The following is a 19740-nucleotide window of genomic DNA, read 5'->3' on the forward strand; positions in this document are numbered from 1 at the left end:
TTTCAAGATAAGAGAGGAGTTTTTCTCAGAATGGGACAAGAGAAACATGTCTTCACCATAGACTGGGCTGGACGTCAACTGACAGTTGAAACTGGCCAGCTTGCAAAGCAAGCAAACGGAGCGGTCCTCGTACGCTACGGAGATACAGCTGTGCTTAGCTCAGCAACAGCTTCTAAAGAACCAAAACCACTTGATTTCTTCCCGCTCACTGTGAACTACGAAGAAAGATTATATGCAGTAGGTAAAATTCCTGGTGGCTTCATTAAAAGAGAAGGTCGTCCAAGTGAAAAAGCGATCCTTGCGAGCCGCTTAATTGACAGACCAATCCGTCCATTGTTTGCAGATGGATTTAGAAACGAAGTACAAGTGATTAGTATCGTTATGAGTGTGGATCAAGATTGTTCATCTGAAATGGCAGCAATGTTTGGCTCATCATTAGCATTATGTGTGTCTGACATTCCATTTGAGGGACCAATCGCCGGCGTTACAGTAGGACGAGTTGATGGAAAGTTTATCATCAATCCAAATGTAGAACAGCTTGAACAAAGTGACATCAACCTTGTAGTCGCTGGAACAAAAGATGCGATCAACATGGTCGAAGCTGGTGCTGATGAAGTACCAGAAGAAACAATGCTTGAAGCGATCATGTATGGTCACCAAGAGATCAAACGTTTAATCGAATTCCAAGAGGAAATTGTCAAAGCAGTCGGTAAAGCAAAGATCGATATTCCTTTATATGAAGTAGATCAAACGTTAGCAGATGAAGTCAAGGCACTTGCTGAAACAGACCTGCTGAAAGCGATTCAAGTACATGAGAAGCATGCACGTGAAGATGCAATCAGTGCTGTGAAAAAAGCTGTGGTTGAGAAATTTGAAGAAGAAGAACGCGACGAAGCGACGATTAAACAAGCGAAAGATGTATTAAACAAGCTTGTCAAAAATGAAGTTCGTCGTCTGATCACTGAAGAGAAAGTACGTCCAGATGGACGCGGTGTAGATCAAATCCGTCCACTTTCTTCAGAAGTAGGACTTCTGCCAAGAACGCACGGTTCAGGTCTATTTACAAGAGGACAAACACAGGCGCTTAGTATTTGTACATTAGGTGCACTTGGCGATGTGCAAATTCTTGACGGTTTAGGCGTTGAAGAATCAAAACGCTTCATGCACCATTACAACTTCCCGCAATTCAGTGTTGGTGAGACAGGTCCAATGCGTGGCCCAGGCCGACGTGAAATCGGACATGGAGCGCTAGGTGAACGAGCATTAGAACCAGTGATTCCATCTGAAAAAGATTTCCCTTATACGGTTCGCCTTGTGTCTGAGGTACTAGAATCAAACGGATCTACTTCACAAGCAAGTATTTGCGCAAGCACACTTGCGATGATGGATGCGGGTGTTCCAATTAAAGCACCAGTTGCAGGGATTGCAATGGGACTTGTGAAATCTGGTGAATACTACACAGTGCTGACAGACATTCAAGGAATGGAAGATGCACTTGGCGATATGGACTTTAAAGTGGCAGGTACATCAAAAGGTGTAACTGCACTTCAAATGGATATCAAAATCGATGGTCTATCAAAAGACATCTTGGAAGAAGCTCTCCAACAAGCGAAAAAAGGAAGAATGGAAATTTTAGATAGCATGCTATCAACGATTCCTACTTCTAGAGGAGAATTGTCTCGTTATGCACCAAAAATCTTAACGATGAAAATCAATCCTGATAAAATTCGCGATGTCATCGGACCAAGCGGTAAACAAATCAATAAAATCATCGAAGATACCGGTGTGAAAATTGATATTGAACAAGATGGTACAATCTTTATCTCTTCTACAGAAGAAGACATGAACCAAAAAGCGAAGAAAATCATTGAAGATCTTGTGAGAGAAGTTGAAGTAGGACAACTTTACTTAGGTAAAGTAAAACGCATTGAAAAATTCGGAGCTTTCCTTGAAATCTTCAGCGGCAAAGATGGACTTGTTCATATTTCTGAACTTGCGCTTGATCGTGTAGGCAAAGTAGAAGATGTTGTGAAAATTGGCGATGAATTACTTGTCAAAGTCACTGAAATCGATAAACAAGGCCGTGTGAACCTTTCTCGCAAAGCTGTTTTACGTGAAGAAAAGGAAAAAGAAGAAAAACAGTCTTAATGAAATATATGAGAAGCCAGGTATCCGTACCAGGCTTCTTTCTTTTCTTGCGCTAACTATAGTTCTAGCTTGTTTCTCCCCATCATAATTTGTGGTAAAGGGGAGGGACAACCATTGAAAAAAACGTTACCATTCATTGTGTTTGTATTTTTACTGCTCGTGTCATATCAAACGATGAAGCAGCCGGTTGCTGTTACATATATTGAATCATTGAAAGAGCATGCTGAGGTTGCATCTGTTTCAAAAGATATTTTATATCAAGAGATTGAATCGAAGTCTTCTGACTATGAAGTGAAGGCGCAAAATGCTAAGATTGATAAAGTGTGGAAAAAGATGCCTGGTCTAAATGGACAGACGGTCAATATCGATGCCTCTTATGAAAAAATGAAAAAGCAAGGGTCATTTGATGAAAAGCTGCTTGTTTTCAATGAAACAAAACCGTCTATTCATTTACATGAACTTGGTGCTGAGCCTATTTACAAAGGACATCCAGACAAAAAAATGAATGCTTTTCTCATCAACGTGGCTTGGGGAGACGAGCATTTAATCAAGATGTTAAAGACACTGGAAAAGCATCAAGTCAAGGCGACCTTTTTCTTAGAAGGCAAATGGGTGAAAAAAAGCACGGAACTTGCTAAAAAAATCGTGGCAGATGGTCATGAAATTGGAAACCATTCATACAATCACCCAGATATGCGCACACTGACAAGAGAACGAGCATTAGAGCAGATTACCAAAACGAATCGTCAAATTGAAGAATCCCTTGGAAAAAAACCGAAGTGGTTCGCCCCTCCAAGCGGTAGCTTTAAAGAAGAAACAGTGAAGCTGGCCGCAGAAGAAGGAATGGAAACCATTATGTGGACGGTAGACACCATCGACTGGCAAAAACCGTCACCAAACATCTTACAAAAACGGGTACTAGGGAAAATTCACAATGGGGCGATGATATTAATGCATCCAACAGATTCGACGGCGAAAAGTCTTGACGCACTTATCACTCAAATCAAGGAAAGAGGATATGAATTAGGAACGGTTTCTGACCTCCTAAGTGAAAAAAGACATCCGTGATCCGATCTGTTTGTTGAATAGGAGGAGCAAAACTTGGTCAAAACGTATACATGCCAAAACGGAGTAAGAATTGTACTTGAAAACAATCCCACTGTAAGATCTGTCGCAATTGGCGTCTGGATTGGAACGGGTTCTAGACATGAGACACCAGAAATTAATGGGATCTCACACTTTCTAGAGCATATGTTCTTTAAAGGAACAAAGACGAGATCTGCACGTGATATTGCAGAATCTTTTGACCGCATCGGTGGTCAAGTAAATGCCTTTACGTCAAAAGAATACACTTGCTACTATGCAAAGGTGCTTGATTCACATGCCGGCTACGCCCTCGATGTATTGAGCGATATGTTTTTCCATTCCGCTTTTGATGAAGAAGAGCTGAAAAAAGAAAAAAATGTAGTATATGAAGAAATCAAAATGTATGAAGATACGCCTGATGATATCGTTCATGATCTGTTGAGCAAAGCGATTTATGGTGATCATTCTTTAGGGTTCCCAATTTTAGGAACAGAAGAAACACTTTCTACCTTTAACGGTGACTCTCTTAGAGCTTATATGGATGAATTCTATACGCCGGACCGCGTCGTCATCTCTGTTGCAGGGAATGTGGATGACACATTCATTAGTGAAGTTGAAAAGTTGTTCGGTTCGTATGAAACGAAAGGAAAAAAACAACCTGTAGAAGCGCCGCAATTTCACTATGACAAACTCACACGCAAAAAGGAAACAGAGCAAGCGCATTTATGCATGGGCTTTAATGGCCTTCCAGCTGGAGATAAAGGCATCTATGACTTAATCGTCTTAAATAATGTTCTTGGCGGAAGCATGAGCAGCCGCTTGTTCCAGGATGTAAGAGAAGACAAAGGCCTCGCATATTCTGTTTTCAGCTATCACAGTTCATTTGCAGATAACGGCATGCTGACGATTTATGGCGGGACTGGAGCGAAGCAGTTAAACTTGCTCTCTGAAACCATCTTACAAACGCTAGACGTTTTAAAACGTGAGGGAATCACACAAAAAGAGCTTGAAAACTCTAAGGAGCAAATGAAAGGGAACCTAATGCTCAGTCTTGAAAGCACAAACAGCAAGATGAGCCGAAACGGTAAAAATGAACTGCTCCTTGGCAAACATCGTACGCTTGATGAAATTATTGACGAAATAAACAAAGTCACATTAGACGGTGTGAATAACTTATCAAAACGAATCTTTACAGAGGATTATGCGCTCTCGCTTATTAGTCCTACGGGTGATCAGCCATCATAATGTAAACAACACGGCAGGCTTCTTAAGAGGTCTGCCGTTTATTGTATATCAAGTGGAAAGGAGTACTGCTTACATGGAACATGAAAAACTGAAACGTCTCTCTCCGCTTCTGACACAAGCCATCTCCTTTCAGCTGATGACATCTGGCTTTTCTGGCAACCGTACTTATCTCGTCACAACATCCTCAAGTGAAAAGCTAGTGCTCAAGCTATCAAACCTCAAAACGTATTTAAATTTTAAAAGAAAAGCATCAATTCAGCAAAAGTTTAAAGATCGAGGGCTTCTATGTTGTGAAGTGAAGGAGATTGGATTAGATACTGAACTCAACTGTACCTATCGTATTTTCTCTTATATTGAAGGAGAGAACGCAAGAGGAGCCATTCATCTCCTTACAAATGAAGAGCAGTATGAAATCGGGAGACGGGCAGGCAAAGAACTGAGTTTCATGCATAGAAGTCCCGCTCCTTCTCATGTTACGTCATGGTATGAGAGGGTCATAGCAAAACATGAACGGTATGTACATGCCTATCAATCAAGTGGAGTGACCTTTGCCCAGGATCAATTCGTATTAGATTTTATCAAATCACATGCTGATGCGGTAAAGGCAAGACCTAATCAATTCCAGCATGATGATTTTCATTTGGGGAATATCATCATACAAGAAGGTGAGTATGCAGGTGTCATTGATTTTGATCAATCTGACTGGGGTGACCCCGTTCATGACTTTTATAAATTGTCCTTATTTAGCCGAGAAAATAGTATTCCATTTTCAGCAGGGCAACTGGATCACTATGTAAATACGCATGCCACAGACGATTTTTGGCTACTTTTTTCTATCTATACAGCAATGAGCTGCTTTTCTTCCATTGTCTGGACGCTTTTTTATGACACTGAACATGTAAAAGATATGGTGAACCGAGTGGAAAGAATGCTGGGAGCCCATGATTACTTTCATCAACTGAAACCCGCTTGGTATTCAAATTGGCATCATTCATAACTTGAAAAAGCGGGACGGTCTATTTCATCTTATGGCTGCATATATGATACGGAAGGGAAGTGATGCGATTTTGAGGCTAAGTGAGCTGTCAGGAAAAGAGATCGTTGATATCAAAAGAGCGGAGCGGCTTGGCGTGCTTGGACAAACCGACCTTGAAATCAATGAACAGGACGGTCAAATCACGGCACTCATTATACCTTCGGTGAAGTGGTTTGGTTTTCGAAAGCAAGGAAATGACATTCGCGTCCCGTGGAATCACATTCAAAAAATAGGATCAGATATGATCATTCTCGATGTGCCTGAAGCACTTCAGCCGCCCGGGGAAAAAGAGCATCCATCATAAATGGGTGCTCTTTTTGTTTTCTCTCTCCGATTCGTTCACAGCCTGAATCCTCTCCTCATATGCTGAAAGGGAGATTCAGAAAATATTACAGACTTTTTTAAATAAAGAAGGTGAACGGTCAGTATGTTGAGCGGTTTAACGGTTGCGGTGATCGGGGGAGATGCAAGGCAGCTTGAAATTATTCGCAAGCTGTCACAGCAGCATGCCAAAGTGTTTTTGGTTGGATTTGATCAGCTGGATCACGGATTTATTGGGGCTGAAAAGCTAAAAATGTCAGAACTTCCATTCGAACAGGTAGACAGTATGATCCTGCCAGTATCAGGGGCAACGGATGAAGGTGTTGTCGCGACAGTTTTCTCAAATGAGCAGGTGTTACTAGAAGCAACATATTTAGAAAGAACCCCTGCCCATTGTACCTTGTACTCAGGTATTTCTAATACGTACTTAGACAATCTGGCAAAGCAGGTGAATCGAAAACTTGTGAAGCTGTTTGAGCGAGATGATATTGCCATATATAACTCTATTCCAACAGTTGAAGGGATTATCATGATGGCCATTCAGCAAACGGATTATACGATTCATGGATCACGAGTTGCTGTTCTCGGACTCGGAAGAACAGGACTCACCATTGCCCGCACATTTCGGGCACTCGGTGCGGATGTAAAAGTAGGGGCGGCAGATACAGCGCATTTAGCACGGGCCTTTGAAATGGGACTCGATCCATTTTCAATGGACCAGTTAAAAGAAGAAGTAACGGATGTAGATATCGTCATCAATACCATTCCAAGCCTTGTATTAGATTCATCTGTCATCGTCAGCATGACACCAAAGACACTCATTTTGGATATCGCCTCCCGCCCAGGAGGAACAGACTTTGACTTTGCACAAAAACACGGAGTGAAGGCGCTTCTTGCACCTGGACTCCCCGGAATTGTTGCACCAAAGACAGCAGGGCAAATCATTGCAAAAGTGCTTTCTGGGCTCTTATGTGAACTTGCAGAGGAAAAAAGGGGGATGGAATCATGACAACATTAAAAGGGAAAAGAATCGGCTTTGGCTTAACTGGTTCCCACTGTACGTACGAAGCGGTTTATCCGCAAATCGAAGCACTTGTAAAAGAAGGAGCGGAAGTGCGTCCAGTGGTGTCATATACGGTCCAGAACACGAATACAAGATTCGGAGATGGGGCGGACTGGATTGAGCGTATCGAGAAGTTGACTGGATTTAAAGCGATTGACTCCATCGTGAAAGCAGAGCCACTTGGACCTAAGCTACCACTTGATTGTATGGTCATTGCTCCATTAACAGGGAATTCAATGGCGAAATTCGCAAATGCCATGACAGATAGTCCTGTTTTAATGGCTGCAAAAGCAACCATTCGAAATCATCGTCCTGTCGTTTTAGGCATTTCAACAAATGATGCGCTAGGCTTAAATGGTACAAATCTGATGAGGCTGATGTCGACAAAAAATATTTTCTTTATTCCATTTGGTCAAGATGATCCATTTAAAAAGCCAACCTCCATGGTCGCAAACATGGATTTGCTTTCTCAAACAGTAGAAGAGGCATTAGAGCATAGACAAATTCAACCAATTTTAATCGGACCAAGCGAGTAATAGATTCACTAGAAAATCATGAAAGATTCAAAAAAGATGCTTCAAGCCTTGCTTTTCTATGGTAAAATAAAATGTAAAAAGTCATAGGATGGCCATCCGAAAGAAAAGAATCATGGATGGGTCGGAAGGAGTTTTACTGATGGGAAGAGGATTGCATGTAGCTGTAGTTGGAGCGACTGGAGCTGTCGGTCAACAAATGTTAAAAACACTAGCTGACAGAGATTTTGAAATGGATACACTGACTCTACTATCCTCAAAACGTTCTGCTGGAACAAAAGTGACATTCAGAGGTCAAGAGTATACCGTACAGGAAGCAACACCTGAAAGCTTTGAAGGAGTAAACATTGCATTATTCAGTGCTGGAGGAAATGTTTCCAAGGCGCTCGCTCCTGAAGCAGTCAAACGAGGTGCGATTGTTGTAGACAACACAAGTGCTTTCCGTATGGACGAAAACATCCCTCTTGTCGTACCAGAGGTAAACGAAAAAGACTTGCATGACCATAAAGGAATCATTGCAAACCCTAACTGTTCAACGATTCAAATGGTAGCGGCATTAGAACCGCTTCGTCAGGCGTATGGCATGAAAAAAGTCATCGTGTCCACTTACCAAGCCGTATCAGGTGCAGGACATGAAGCCATTGACGAGCTATATAGCCAATCACAAGCCATTTTAAATAAAGAAGATGTGAAGCCGGAAGTCATGCCTTATCAAATTGCTTTTAATGCAATTCCGCAAATTGATAAATTCCAAGACAACGGCTATACATTTGAAGAAATGAAAATGATCAACGAAACGAAAAAAATCATGCATATGCCAGAGCTGGAAGTAGCGGCAACATGTGTGAGACTTCCAATTGAGACAGGACATTCAGAATCTGTTTACGTCGAACTAGAATCAACCGACGCAACAGTTGAAGACGTCAAGTCCATTCTAAAAGATGCTCCAGGCATTACATTGCAAGATGATCCGTCTCAGCAAATTTATCCAATGCCTGCAGATGCTGTCGGGAAAAACGACGTATTTGTCGGCCGCATTCGGAAAGATTTGGACCGTCCAAACGGGTTCCATATGTGGATTGTATCTGATAACCTGCTAAAAGGCGCTGCATGGAACTCCGTTCAAATTGCAGAAAGCTTAAAAGCATTAAAATTAGTTTAACATTCAATGGATGATGAGGACGAACAGAAGAGAGTTAGGCATCTTTCGCCTGCTCTCTTCTGTTACGTCAGAATGAACTTGGAGTGAAAACAGTGAAAATAATTGTCCAAAAATTTGGCGGTACATCTGTCAAAGATGATCAAGGTAGAAAAAGGGCACTTGCACATATCTTATCGGCAAAAGAGAAAGGCTATAAGTCGGTTGTCGTCGTATCCGCAATGGGACGAAAAGGTGATCCTTATGCGACAGATACGCTACTTGGCCTACTTTACGGTAGCGGGCAGCAGATGACAAATCGAGAAAAAGACTTGCTCGTTTCCTGCGGAGAGAATATTTCAGCTGTTGTGTTTTCAAGTATGCTGAATGAAAACGGGCTAAAAGCTGTAGCGATGACAGGCGCTCAGGCGGGTTTTGTGACAGATAAGGAACATACGAGTGCGAAAATTATTGATATGAAGTGTGAGCGACTCGAGGCGGCACTATCTGAACATGATGTTGTCGTTGTTGCTGGGTTCCAAGGAGCTGCGAAAAATGGAGACGTGACCACAATCGGACGAGGTGGCAGTGATACGTCCGCAGCTGCTTTAGGTGCTGCATTACAGGCAGACTTCATTGATATTTTTACAGATGTAGAAGGCGTCATGACGGCTGATCCCCGCATTGTTGAAAATGCAAAGCCGCTCAGAGTCGTGACATATACAGAAATTTGCAACCTTGCATATCAAGGAGCAAAAGTCATTCACCCGAGAGCTGTCGAAATTGCGATGCAAGCAAAAGTACCAATGAGGGTCCGTTCAACATACTCTGATGAAGAGGGCACACTCGTCACGTCACACTACTCGGATAAAATGAGCCATGATGTGTACGACCGCCTCATTACGGGTATTGCACATGTCAATGATGTGACGCAAATCAAAGTCCCAGCAAAAGAAGGGCAGTACAGCGTCCAAACAGAGGTCTTTAAAGCGATGGCTAATGCACAAATCAGTGTCGATTTCTTCAACATTACGCCGAGTGAGATTGTCTATACCGTGACAGGTGCAATGACTGAAAAGGCCACCTCGATCCTAAAAGATCTTGGTTACACGCCAATTGTCACAACAAATTGTGCGAAAGTATCAGCTGTTGGCGCAGGTATCATGGGTGTACCAGGTGTCACTTCTAAAATTGTATCAGCTTTATCCGAGCAAAACATTCCGATTTTACAATCGGCTGACAGCCATACGACCATTTGGGTGCTAGTGAACGAAGAAAACATGAGAGCAGCTGTCAATGCCCTGCACGAAGTGTTTGAACTTTCAAGATAAATGTGATTGAATCATGATGAGGTGAAAAAAATGAATTTCGGAAATATCGCAACAGCTATGATTACACCTTTTGATAAAAAGGGCAACATTGATTTCCAAAAGCTATCAATTCTCATTGATTACTTGTTAAAAAACGGCAGTGACTCGCTAGTCGTTGCAGGGACAACAGGCGAATCGCCAACTTTATCGACTGAAGAAAAAGTCGCTCTTTTTCAGCAATCGGTAAAATTAGCAAATGGTCGTTGTAAAATCATTGCAGGAACAGGAAGTAATAATACAAATGCGTCTATCAAACTAACGAAAAAAGCAGAAGAAGCGGGCGTTGATGCAGTGATGCTTGTCGTACCTTACTACAACAAGCCATCACAGGAAGGCATGTATGCACACTTTAAAGCCATTGCCGAGTCTACATCTCTTCCTGTCATGCTTTACAATGTACCAGGGAGAACGGTTGCGTCATTAGCTCCAGAAACAACCATTAAGCTTGCGCAAATTCCTAACATTGTCGCAATCAAAGAAGCAAGTGGTGATCTTGATGCTATGACAAAAATCATTGCAGAGACACCAGAAGATTTCGATGTTTATTCAGGTGACGACAGCTTGACACTTCCAGCTGTATCTGTTGGCGCTAAAGGAGTGGTCTCTGTAGCGTCTCATATCGTAGGGCTTGATATGCAGCAAATGCTGAAAAGCTATGCTTCTGGTCAAACGGCCAATGCCGCATTGATCCATCAAAAGCTACTCCCAATCATGAAACAGCTATTCTCAGCGCCAAATCCAACGCCTGTTAAAACAGCTCTTCAGCTAAAAGGACTAGATGTCGGATCGGTTCGTCTTCCGCTCTTACCTTTGTCAGAAGAAGAGAGACTGGATTTAAGCAGCGTCTTAAACAGCTAATCAAAACAAAAGATTTCGTAAGCGGTCATTCTCAGATGTCCCTGAGTATGACCGTTTTTTATACATAAACACTTTCTTAAAATGTGACTTCATCTTGTTTTCTAAAATTAGATTCAGTTATAATAGCATTAAGCGATGATGGACGGGCTTGAGACTAGGAGGATAAGAATTTTGAAAAAGAAAAATACAGAGAACGTAAGAATTATTGCACTGGGAGGCGTTGGAGAAATCGGGAAAAACTTATATGTCATTGAAATCGATTCCGACATATATGTGGTGGATGCAGGCTTGATGCATCCAGAAAACGAAATGCTAGGCATTGACGTCGTTATTCCTGATATCTCTTATTTAACAGAACGTGCTGATCGGGTGAAAGCAATTTTTCTTACCCACGGACATGATGAAGCAATCGGAGGCGTATTCCATTGCTTAAGCAAATTGTCTGTACCAGTTTACGGAACGAAGCTGACCCTTGCGTTACTTCGAGAAAAATTAAAACAATATGGCTTCAATCAAAAAGCTGACTTGCGTGAGGTTCATGCAAAATCAGTCATTACGTTTGAAACAACAAAGGTATCATTCTTTAGAACGAATCACAGCATCCCTGATTCAGTTGGGATCAGCTTCAAAACCTCTCTTGGTTCAATCGTATGCACAGGTGATTTTAAATTTGATCAAACCCCAGCGCTTAACCAAGCCTGTGACATCGGAGAGATTGCGAAAATTGGAAACAATGGCGTGTTAGCACTTCTTTCAGACAGTGCCAATGCTGAAAAACCAGGTTATACACCTTCTGAGGCGCTCGTCCAAGACGAAATCTCAAATGCGATGTACAATGCTGAAAATCGTGTCATTGTGGCTGTATCTTCATCTAACATTAACCGAGTGCAACAGATCATTAATGCAACAAATCAAAATGGCCGTAAGCTTGCTGTAGCAGGTAAGAATATGATGACCACTCTTCAGCTGGCGATCAAACTTGGTTATGTCACAGCAGACGAAGAATTATTTGTACCAGTTCAAGAAGTGAAGAAAATGGCGAAAAATGATGTGGTCATCCTGACAGCTGGAAGCCACGGAGAGCCTCTTGCTGCGTTAACCAAAATGGCAAAACAAAATCACAAACAGCTTCATATTGAAAAAGATGACACGGTTGTGATTGCATCTACACCTCTTCCTGGACAAGAACTCACCTATTCAAAAACAGTGGATTTCCTTACAAGAAGCGGCGCACAAGTCATTTTTGCTCAAAAACGTGTGCATGTTTCTGGACACGGTTGCCAAGAAGAGTTAAAGCTCATGCTGAACTTACTAAAGCCGAAGTATTTAATTCCGGTGAATGGCGAATACCGTATGCAAAAAGCACATTCTCGTATTGCGGAAGAAGTGGGAATGAAACGAAGTGACATTTTCTTGATTGATAAAGGAGATGTTGTCGAGTTTAGAGGACAGAACGTCAAGATCGGTGAAAAAGTTCACCAAGGCAATATTTTGATCGATGGTCTTGGCGTTGGTGATATCGGGAACATTGTGTTACGCGATAGACGCCTACTGTCTCAAGATGGTATCTTAATTGTCGTCATTACGCTCGACAAACAAAAGAAACAATTAATTTCTGGACCTGAAATCATCACAAGAGGATTTGTGTATGTTAGAGAATCTGAAGAACTGATTGTGAAAGCGACAGAAATGGTCAAAGGGATTGTCAAAGAGCAAACGGAAAACTCAATTGTTGAATGGTCAACATTGAAACAATCCATGCGCGACGTACTGAATCAATTCCTATATGAAAAAACAAAACGTAAGCCAATGATCATTCCAATTATTATGGAAGTGTGATGTGATGAAAAAGCCCAAGGAGCATAAACTGGGACTGACCCCCGTTTTTGAGACAGGAATCAAAACACCTTTATACAGCCAATTGCCGATAGTTTATCGGTGATTGGTTGTTTAGTTTCGTTTGAATACGAATGTTGTTATAATAATAAATGTATTCTTTGACAGTGCGTTCTACGATGGTGGTTGTAGTGCGATCAATCCTGTTAAGATAGAACGTTTCAGACTTTAGTGAGGAATGAAACGATTCGATGGAGGCATTATCAGCGGGCGTCCCTTTACGGGACATGCTCATGGTAATGCCTTTTATATGAACCGCTTTCTGATACTCGTAAGATGTATACACAGAACCTTGATCGCTATGTAACACGCAATTCTCAGGAAGTGCTGGGAGCTGATTAAGTGTGTTTAAGATAAAGTCTGTGTCCTGCTTATCACCAATCGTAAAAGCAATCACTTCTCCATTATATAAATCCAATATACTGGAAAGGTACAATTGTTTCTGTCCATAAGGCAAATACGTGATGTCCGTTACTAGTTTTTCAAGAGGGCGATCAGACTGAAAATTCCGATCCAGTATATTACCGGCTACGGCATAAGGCTGCCCATTCTTCTTACGCTTTTTCATTTTAACCCGGCATTGCCACTGGTTTTTCTGCATGATACGTTGAACAGTTTTATGGTTAATACGCATTCTCATTTTTAGTATGGCTGTGATTTTCCGATAACCATATCGATATTTGTGCTTTCGGCACAACGTGCCGACCTGTTTCTCTAGTTGTCTTTCAGAATGAGTCTGAGTCAAATCTTTTTTCCATCTATAATACGAAGTACGTAAGATGCCTAAATGGACACAGATGTCCTGTACCGTCATCGTTTTGCGAAATTCTTCTACCAGTTTGATTGACGTTTCCTTATCAACTTCCTTTCCAATTCGTTGTACTTTTTTAAAACTTCATTCTGTTGACTCAAATAGCGATTTTCTGCCTGTAGTCTCTCTAATTCAGAAGAGTACTCGGGACCCTTTCCATAGGTATATTGTTTTCCAACAGGTTGTTCGAACCTGTGTGTATCCCCAGCTTTATGCCATCTCACCCATGTCTGAACCTGCGTCTTATTCTTGATATTCAATTCCTGCATGATCTCTTTCATAGGTACGCCTGCCAACCTCATTTCCACAGCCTTCTGTTTGACTTCAACCGGATAACTCACTCTTGTCCCCATAGAAAAAACACCTCCATGTTTTATTTCGGATCACAACGATCCGTTTTCAAACTTGAAGGTGTTTTTTATTTGTCTCATCTTATGGGGTCAGTCCCACTCTTTGGGCTTTTTTGATGTGGTGTGAGCAATGCGGATTGAATACGGTCTTCTTGTTCATAATAGGAGGAGAGTTTGAGGAAAGGATGGAGACAAATGGACGAAAAAAATGAACAGCAGCCTGAGCGAAAGCCAGAAGAAAAAGACAGCATAATGAGCAAAATACAGCAGCTTGGTGAAACAGCCATACCACAGCTACCGCAAGATACAAACATCCATTGCCTTACCATTATTGGACAAATTGAAGGCCACATGCAGCTACCACCACAAAATAAAACAACCAAATACGAGCATGTCATTCCGCAAATTGTAGCAGTAGAGCAAAATCCAAAAATTGAAGGTCTTTTGATCATCTTAAATACAGTAGGAGGAGATGTTGAAGCAGGACTAGCGATTGCAGAGATGCTTGCGTCTTTATCAAAACCGACTGTATCAATTGTACTTGGCGGCGGCCACTCCATTGGTGTCCCAATTGCTGTATCATGCGACTATTCCTATATTGCGGAAACAGCCACGATGACCATTCATCCTGTACGTTTAACTGGACTTGTCATTGGTGTTCCGCAAACCTTTGAATACTTAGATAAAATGCAGGAAAGAGTCATTAACTTTGTGACAAGCCACTCCAATATTACAGAAGAGAAGTTTAAAGAACTCATGTTTTCAAAAGGCAATTTGACAAGAGACATAGGAACAAATGTTGTTGGTCATGAGGCGGCAGAATACGGACTCATGAATGAAGTAGGCGGTGTAGGACAAGCAATTAAAAAGTTAAACGAGCTGATTGGAGAAAGGACATCTCAAAACGAGGGGCTGATCCAATGATTTTATACACACCTATGCCATATGAAGCCATTTACGCAGAGGAACAAGGAGACCGCAAACTTCAGCAGGTAAACATCCAAGGCGTGCCAGTTATGGTTGAAATGAAAGAGGATGAAGCAGAAATCGTTCAAGTCATGAGCACTAATCCAATGGACTTTCTGAATCAAGAGCTTGCACCAGGCAAGCGATTGAAGTTACAATTAGGCTCCAATCAAACCGACTCATATGAATGATTCTATGCTATAATAAAGGGAAAACTTACAACAAGATGCAGCCAAAACCAGGCTGCTTTCTTTCTGATCTTTCGGTAGGTTATATTTTCTTTCGTAGTAAGGTGATGAGTATGGCGAAAAAGAGAAAACGGAAAACGAGAAAAAAACAAAATAAACAGCTAAAACTGAAATATGAATTAAATGGGTTAGTCTGTATTGCCATAGCGATCATTGCCATTTTACAGCTAGGCGTCGTTGGACAAACCTTCGTATATTTATTCCGATTTTTTGCAGGTGAATGGTTCATTCTCTGCCTTATCGGATTATTTCTTTTTGGCGTGACCATCTTCTGGAAAAAACAAATCCCAGATTTGTTGACAAGGAGAAAGGCAGGGCTATACTGCATCATTGCGAGTATCTTGCTTTTGTCTCATGTGAAGCTCTTTCAGCACCTTTCATCTGCGGGTGCGATAGGCTCTCAAAGTGTGATCAGAAATACATTTGAGCTTTTCCTGATGGACACGAAAGGTGAGACAGGATCTCCTGATTTAGGAGGCGGCATGATCGGTGCCGTATTATTTGCTGCTTCTTATTTCTTATTTGCGCAAGCAGGCTCTCAAATCATGGCAATCGTTTTGATGCTGATTGGAATTGTGCTGATTACAAATCGATCTCTTCAAGAAATGGTGAAAAAAGTGACGCTGCTTATCTCGCAATTTATGGTGAAGCAGTGGAAAGCGTTTGTTGAAGATATGAAAGGGATTAGGCAGGCGAAAAAGAGCGCCCCCCCTCAGAAAACGGCTGAAAAGAAAAAACGGTCTCGTATTCAGGAAGAGGATGAAGATGATCAAATCTTAGTTGAAGAGGAAGCGCCAGTGCCTGACAATAGTCAGCCGATTATCTCAAGCTTTGCTGACAGAGATGACATTCTCAACCCGATCGTTCAAAAAGAGCAGGCGGCAAAAGAGACTTCGCCTCTTCAAGAATCTGTACAAAATACGCCGTCTCCATCAGATTCAGCTGATGAACCAAAAGAGGCGCCGCCGATGACGTTTACGGAACTTGAAAACAAAGATTACGAATTGCCGTCACTGGATATTTTGGCAGAGCCGCAGCATTCAGGACAGCAAACAGACAAGAAGAATATATATGAAAATGCAAGAAAACTTGAAAAAACGTTTCAAAGCTTCGGCGTAAAAGCAAAAGTTACACAGGTTCACTTAGGACCAGCCGTGACCAAATATGAAGTCTATCCAGATGTCGGCGTGAAGGTAAGTAAGATCGTCAATCTAAGTGATGACTTAGCCCTAGCTCTTGCAGCAAAAGATATTCGGATTGAGGCACCGATTCCTGGGAAATCAGCCATCGGTATTGAGGTTCCTAATGCAGAAATTGCGATGGTTTCTTTAAAAGAGGTACTAGAATCGAAGCAAAATGACCGTCCAAATGCCAAGCTACTGATTGGACTTGGCCGCAATATTTCGGGTGAAGCTGTACTCGCTGAAATGAACAAAATGCCGCATTTACTTGTAGCAGGATCGACAGGAAGCGGAAAAAGTGTGTGCATCAATGGCATTATCACAAGTATTCTCATGAGAGCGAAACCTCATGAAGTAAAAATGATGATGATTGATCCGAAAATGGTGGAACTAAATGTGTATAATGGCATCCCGCATCTGCTCGCTCCCGTTGTAACGGACCCTAAGAAAGCCTCACAGGCACTGAAAAAAGTCGTCAGTGAAATGGAACGCCGCTATGAATTATTTTCTCATACGGGGACAAGAAATATTGAAGGGTACAATGATTACATTAAACGAATGAATCAATCAGAAGAAGCGAAACAGCCAGAATTGCCTTATATTGTCGTCATTGTAGACGAGCTTGCAGATTTAATGATGGTCGCTTCCTCTGATGTGGAAGATTCCATTACAAGACTTTCGCAAATGGCTCGTGCAGCCGGGATTCATTTAATTATTGCTACACAAAGACCTTCTGTTGATGTCATTACAGGTGTCATTAAAGCAAACATCCCATCTCGCATCGCCTTTAGTGTGTCCTCACAAACCGATTCAAGGACGATCCTTGATATGGGGGGCGCAGAAAAATTGCTCGGCAGAGGGGATATGCTGTTTCTACCAGTCGGGGCAAACAAACCGGTTCGTGTGCAGGGCGCCTTTTTATCTGATGAAGAAGTGGAGCATGTCGTTGACCATGTGATTACTCAGCAAAAAGCACAATATCAAGAAGAAATGATTCCAACTGAAGAAACGCAGGATCAGCTGACAGCTGTGGATGATGATTTATATGATGAAGCAGTGGAACTCATCATCGGCATGCAGACGGCTTCTGTCTCTATGCTTCAAAGGAGATTCCGTATCGGCTATACCCGAGCTGCCCGCCTCATTGATGCAATGGAAGAGCGAGGCGTTGTCGGTCCTTATGAAGGCAGTAAACCGAGAGAAGTCCTGCTTTCAAAAGAACAATATGACGAGCTCTCTTCATAAATCGAAGAGAGCTTTCTAAAAAAAGAAGTAAACGATAGTATGATTATGTTAACTGGAAGTCAGACTATTTATTTATTTGCAAAAACATGATATAGTTATGTTCAACTTATCTCGGAATAGAGATTTCTCATCTTATCATTTGCATTGATTAGACGGAGGGAAAACATGTCGACCAAAACAGACAATCGCCATTTATATTTGAAAGTGATTGACCGTATTAAAGAAGATATACAATCAGGCGTATATGCCGAAAAAGAAAAGCTACCTTCTGAATTTGAGCTCTCAAAGCTTTTAGGCGTCAGCAGAGCGACACTGCGTGAAGCCCTTCGTATATTAGAAGAAGAGAAATATTTAATTAGAAGGCATGGTGTGGGAACATTCGTCAACACAAGACCACTCTTTTCAACAGGCATAGAACAGCTGGCAAGTGTCACGAAAATGATAGAGCAGGTCAATATGACGCCTGGTACCATCTTTTTATCCTCGCAAGAAGGGGAGCCAACAGAGAATGATGTGATTCGTTTTCAGTGTGATGCATCTGATGAGATTTTTTCAATGGAGCGCGTTCGAACGGCAGATGGACAGCCCGTGGTTTATTGTTTAGATAAAATTCCAGTCAAGCATCTTCCCGCTTCTTTTACACATGAAGAAGAGTCTCTTTTTGAGCTGTTTGGAAGAGAACCACACAGCGGGATTAAATATGCAGTTGCTGACATTGAACCAATTGGCTACCATGATCAGGTTTCACCGATACTAGAATGTGACCCTGAAACAGCATTATTATTACTGAAACAAATGCACTATGATCAGGATGATCAGCCGGTCTTATACTCGCTTAATTATTTTCGAGCAGATAAATTCAGCTTTCATGTGATACGTAAACGTTTCTAACGAGCAGTCGCTTTCATAAGCGGTTGCTTTTTGTTTGTCCATACATAATACCCGTAAAACTTGCCACACTAATACGTAACAGTATATAGAATTGGGTGAATGATGTTGGGCGAGAAAACAGTCAGTAAAAAGAATATTATTGCATTATCATCAGTGCCTTTAATCATGACACTCGGGAACTCAATGCTAATTCCCGTATTGCCACAGATAGAAAAGACACTTTCCATTACTTCCTTTCAAGTCTCCCTCATTATTACGGTATACTCCGTTGTTGCGATCTTATGTATTCCGATCGCTGGCTATTTATCAGACCGAATCGGGCGAAAAAAGGTACTCCTGCCATGTCTGTTAATCGCAGGACTTGGAGGGGCTGTGGCAGCAGTTGCCTCAACGATCATGAAAGAACCGTACATGTGGATTCTATTTGGCAGGGTCCTTCAAGGTGTTGGATCAGCCGGGGCAGCACCTGTCGTGATGCCGTTTATTGGAGATTTATTTCATGATGATGAAGAAGTCAGTGCGGGTCTAGGCGCCATTGAAACTTCTAACACAGCTGGGAAGGTATTGAGCCCGATTATTGGGGCGCTTTTGGCTTCATGGTTTTGGTTTGTGCCGTTTTGGTTTATTCCGTTCTTCTCCATCATCAGCTTTCTCATGGTACTATTCATGGTAGAGTCTGGGGAAAAAGAGGAGGACCCGCCTTCATTCAAAAAATTCTTAAAATCAACAAAGACCATATTTAAGCATGAGGGACGCTGGCTGTATGCCATTTTTGCCATTGGCGGTTTTATTATGTTTCTTCTTTTTGGTGTGCTTTTTTACTTATCTGATAACCTAGAGGCAGCTTATCAAATTAAAGGTGTCAAAAAAGGGCTCCTGCTTAGCATTCCGCTCCTTTTTCTATCCATTAGCTCATACGTTGCTGGGAAAACGATTGGAAAAGAAAAAGGGAAAATGAGGATCTTTTTAATTGTAGGTATGGCCTTGCTATCACTTTCCTATATGTTTTTATGGTGGAATCACAGCTTTTACGTATTGTTTATCTGCTTAAGCATTGGCGGTGTTGGCATCGGTATTGTCCTGCCCGCACTTGATGCCCTGATCACAGAAGGAATTGAAAAAGAGCAGTGCGGAACCATTACGTCGTTTTACAGCAGTATGCGTTTTATCGGTGTCGCTTTAGGACCTCCGATTTACGCTTATCTCATGGATAAAGGAGACTCCATCGTTTTTATTCTTTCGACCATTTGCAGTCTTATTTCTCTATTTTTGGTTCTCTTCTTTATCCAGCCAGATGAAGAAGATGAAAGTGAACAATTAAAAACGATTTAATCTAGAAAAAGACGGTATTTTG

General features: G+C 41.7%; 17 protein-coding genes. 16 read left to right on the forward strand and 1 reads right to left on the reverse strand.

Going from position 1 to position 19740, the window contains the following annotated elements:
- Positions 1-30 precede the first annotated feature (30 nt).
- The 11 genes from pnp to rnjB all read left to right on the forward strand — a co-directional run bounded on the left by pnp (position 31) and on the right by rnjB (position 12637).
- Positions 31-2148, forward strand: a complete 2118-nt coding sequence (gene pnp, locus MHI35_RS08015) for a polyribonucleotide nucleotidyltransferase (RefSeq protein ID WP_217016180.1) — start codon at positions 31-33, stop codon at positions 2146-2148.
- Between the two features lie 114 nt (positions 2149-2262).
- The gene (locus tag MHI35_RS08020) at positions 2263-3216 is read left to right on the forward strand and encodes a polysaccharide deacetylase family protein (protein WP_144521461.1); all 954 of its coding nucleotides are present in this window, start codon (positions 2263-2265) and stop codon (positions 3214-3216) included.
- Between the two features lie 33 nt (positions 3217-3249).
- Positions 3250-4479 (forward strand): M16 family metallopeptidase, encoded by a 1230-nt coding sequence (locus MHI35_RS08025; RefSeq protein WP_003212188.1) that lies wholly within the window; start codon positions 3250-3252, stop codon positions 4477-4479.
- Between the two features lie 73 nt (positions 4480-4552).
- The gene (locus MHI35_RS08030; protein WP_335349792.1) at positions 4553-5476 is read left to right on the forward strand and encodes an aminoglycoside phosphotransferase family protein; all 924 of its coding nucleotides are present in this window, start codon (positions 4553-4555) and stop codon (positions 5474-5476) included.
- 70 nt (positions 5477-5546) lie between these two features.
- The gene (locus MHI35_RS08035; RefSeq protein WP_012010001.1) at positions 5547-5819 is read left to right on the forward strand and encodes a YlmC/YmxH family sporulation protein; all 273 of its coding nucleotides are present in this window, start codon (positions 5547-5549) and stop codon (positions 5817-5819) included.
- A gap of 123 nt (positions 5820-5942) precedes the next feature.
- On the forward strand, positions 5943-6845 hold the full coding sequence (dpaA, locus tag MHI35_RS08040) for a dipicolinic acid synthetase subunit A (protein ID WP_119124853.1): 903 nt from the start codon (positions 5943-5945) through the stop codon (positions 6843-6845).
- Positions 6842-7435, forward strand: a complete 594-nt coding sequence (gene dpaB / locus MHI35_RS08045) for a dipicolinate synthase subunit B (protein WP_012010003.1) — start codon at positions 6842-6844, stop codon at positions 7433-7435. Before dpaA ends, dpaB begins: the two co-directional genes overlap by 4 nt.
- A gap of 139 nt (positions 7436-7574) precedes the next feature.
- Positions 7575-8594 carry an aspartate-semialdehyde dehydrogenase gene (gene asd, locus MHI35_RS08050; RefSeq protein WP_012010004.1) on the forward strand — a complete coding sequence of 340 codons (1020 nt, stop codon included), beginning with the start codon at positions 7575-7577 and terminating at the stop codon, positions 8592-8594.
- A gap of 92 nt (positions 8595-8686) precedes the next feature.
- A complete protein-coding gene (dapG, locus tag MHI35_RS08055; RefSeq protein WP_144521467.1) occupies positions 8687-9901 on the forward strand; it encodes an aspartate kinase in 1215 nt (404 codons plus the stop codon).
- Positions 9902-9931: 30 nt separating this feature from the next.
- Positions 9932-10798, forward strand: coding sequence for a 4-hydroxy-tetrahydrodipicolinate synthase (dapA, locus tag MHI35_RS08060; RefSeq protein ID WP_012010006.1), 867 nt, complete (start codon positions 9932-9934; stop codon positions 10796-10798).
- Between the two features lie 171 nt (positions 10799-10969).
- A complete protein-coding gene (gene rnjB, locus MHI35_RS08065; protein WP_012010007.1) occupies positions 10970-12637 on the forward strand; it encodes a ribonuclease J2 in 1668 nt (555 codons plus the stop codon).
- Positions 12638-12707: 70 nt separating this feature from the next.
- Here the strand turns inward: rnjB and MHI35_RS08070 are convergent.
- Positions 12708-13858, reverse strand: a protein-coding gene (locus tag MHI35_RS08070; protein WP_340991683.1) for an IS3 family transposase whose coding sequence is annotated in 2 segments (ribosomal slippage) — positions 12708-13585 and positions 13585-13858 — 1152 coding nt in all. Because the reading frame shifts where the segments join, the coding sequence is not laid out codon by codon here.
- A 192-nt stretch (positions 13859-14050) separates the two neighbouring features.
- Here MHI35_RS08070 and MHI35_RS08075 point away from each other — a divergent pair.
- The 5 genes from MHI35_RS08075 (at position 14051) to MHI35_RS08095 (ending at position 19718) form a co-directional block, all read left to right on the forward strand.
- Positions 14051-14779 carry a ClpP family protease gene (locus tag MHI35_RS08075; RefSeq protein ID WP_144494430.1) on the forward strand — a complete coding sequence of 243 codons (729 nt, stop codon included), beginning with the start codon at positions 14051-14053 and terminating at the stop codon, positions 14777-14779.
- Complete coding sequence (locus tag MHI35_RS08080) at positions 14776-15012, forward strand: YlzJ-like family protein (RefSeq protein WP_003211099.1); 237 nt, start codon at positions 14776-14778, stop codon at positions 15010-15012. The genes MHI35_RS08075 and MHI35_RS08080 overlap by 4 nt, the downstream gene beginning before the upstream one ends.
- 110 nt (positions 15013-15122) lie before the next feature.
- Complete coding sequence (locus MHI35_RS08085; protein WP_335349640.1) at positions 15123-17495, forward strand: FtsK/SpoIIIE family DNA translocase; 2373 nt, start codon at positions 15123-15125, stop codon at positions 17493-17495.
- A 165-nt stretch (positions 17496-17660) separates the two neighbouring features.
- Positions 17661-18386 (forward strand): GntR family transcriptional regulator, encoded by a 726-nt coding sequence (locus MHI35_RS08090; RefSeq protein ID WP_144521475.1) that lies wholly within the window; start codon positions 17661-17663, stop codon positions 18384-18386.
- Positions 18387-18488: 102 nt separating this feature from the next.
- Positions 18489-19718 (forward strand): MFS transporter, encoded by a 1230-nt coding sequence (locus MHI35_RS08095; RefSeq protein WP_417894690.1) that lies wholly within the window; start codon positions 18489-18491, stop codon positions 19716-19718.
- Positions 19719-19740 lie beyond the last annotated feature (22 nt).

This window comes from Bacillus sp. FSL K6-3459 (genome assembly GCF_038003305.1).
Taxonomy (GTDB): Bacteria; Bacillota; Bacilli; order Bacillales; family Bacillaceae; genus Bacillus; species Bacillus pumilus_O.

Excerpts from the sequence above, each read along its gene's own strand:
- pnp (WP_217016180.1), top strand. The coding sequence starts at position 31 with ATGGGACAAGAGAAACATGTCTTCACCATAGACTGGGCTGGACGTCAA.
- MHI35_RS08030 (WP_335349792.1), top strand. The coding sequence starts at position 4,553 with ATGGAACATGAAAAACTGAAACGTCTCTCTCCGCTTCTGACACAAGCC.
- dpaA (WP_119124853.1), top strand. The coding sequence starts at position 5,943 with ATGTTGAGCGGTTTAACGGTTGCGGTGATCGGGGGAGATGCAAGGCAG.
- dpaB (WP_012010003.1), top strand. The coding sequence starts at position 6,842 with ATGACAACATTAAAAGGGAAAAGAATCGGCTTTGGCTTAACTGGTTCC.
- asd (WP_012010004.1), top strand. The coding sequence starts at position 7,575 with ATGGGAAGAGGATTGCATGTAGCTGTAGTTGGAGCGACTGGAGCTGTC.
- dapA (WP_012010006.1), top strand. The coding sequence starts at position 9,932 with ATGAATTTCGGAAATATCGCAACAGCTATGATTACACCTTTTGATAAA.
- MHI35_RS08075 (WP_144494430.1), top strand. The coding sequence starts at position 14,051 with ATGGACGAAAAAAATGAACAGCAGCCTGAGCGAAAGCCAGAAGAAAAA.
- MHI35_RS08080 (WP_003211099.1), top strand. The coding sequence starts at position 14,776 with ATGATTTTATACACACCTATGCCATATGAAGCCATTTACGCAGAGGAA.
- MHI35_RS08085 (WP_335349640.1), top strand. The coding sequence starts at position 15,123 with ATGGCGAAAAAGAGAAAACGGAAAACGAGAAAAAAACAAAATAAACAG.
- MHI35_RS08090 (WP_144521475.1), top strand. The coding sequence starts at position 17,661 with ATGTCGACCAAAACAGACAATCGCCATTTATATTTGAAAGTGATTGAC.
- MHI35_RS08095 (WP_417894690.1), top strand. The coding sequence starts at position 18,489 with ATGTTGGGCGAGAAAACAGTCAGTAAAAAGAATATTATTGCATTATCA.